We start from the raw sequence: 658 nt of genomic DNA, 5'->3' as shown, positions 1-658 counted from the left end.
AAACGTGGCCGCGTAGGCGCTGCCGTAGTTGGGCGGTACCTGCATGCCCACGAGCAGCACGCGCGCCCCTGCTTTTTTGGAAGCCTGGGTCATTGCGACAAGGTTTTTTTCAGTCATGTCCAGCGGCAATCCGCGCAGGGCATCGTTGCCACCCAGTTCAATGACCACCACTGCGGGCTTGTGCTGCGCCAGCAGTGCCGGCAGCCGGGAACTGCCACCCGAGGTGGTGTCGCCGCTGATGCTGGCATTGACCACTTTGGCGGCCTTCTTTTCGCCGGCCAATTGCTTTTCGAGCAGCGGGACCCAGCCGGTTCCGCGTTTGAGCCCGTATTCGGCGCTCAGTGAATCGCCGACCACCAGTATGGTTTCACCTTTGGCGGGCGGCGTTTGTGCCCTGGCCACCGGGGCGCCAGCGCCCATGGCGGCGGCCAGGAGCAGCACACCCAAAGGTCTTAGCAAACGTTTTGCCGCTGAAAGGGCAAGCTTGGTAAAGTCTGAATTCATATTTCCTGACAAGGCCGACATGTTTGAACCCGTGGTGAGTGGCGTGAATGATGTTTCCAGGGCGCCGGCTTCCGCTGTGCCTGCACCGTCCCCGACGTCTTCAATTATTTCCGTTGAGCATGTTTTCAAGTCGGTCACCGACTCCACCGGCACT

General features: G+C 60.5%; 1 protein-coding gene. It reads right to left on the bottom strand.

Going from position 1 to position 658, the window contains the following annotated elements; translation table 11 throughout:
* A partial coding sequence (locus tag AC1D0Z_RS23625) for an arylesterase (RefSeq protein ID WP_477660546.1) occupies positions 1–420 on the bottom strand: 420 nt, incomplete at its 3' end.
* Positions 421–658: the final 238 nt, after the last annotated feature.

Source organism: Polaromonas sp. P1_E3, assembly GCF_056405935.1.
The sequence above is the reverse complement of the archived record's forward strand: the minus strand, read 5'-3'. Positions and strand labels throughout refer to the sequence as shown.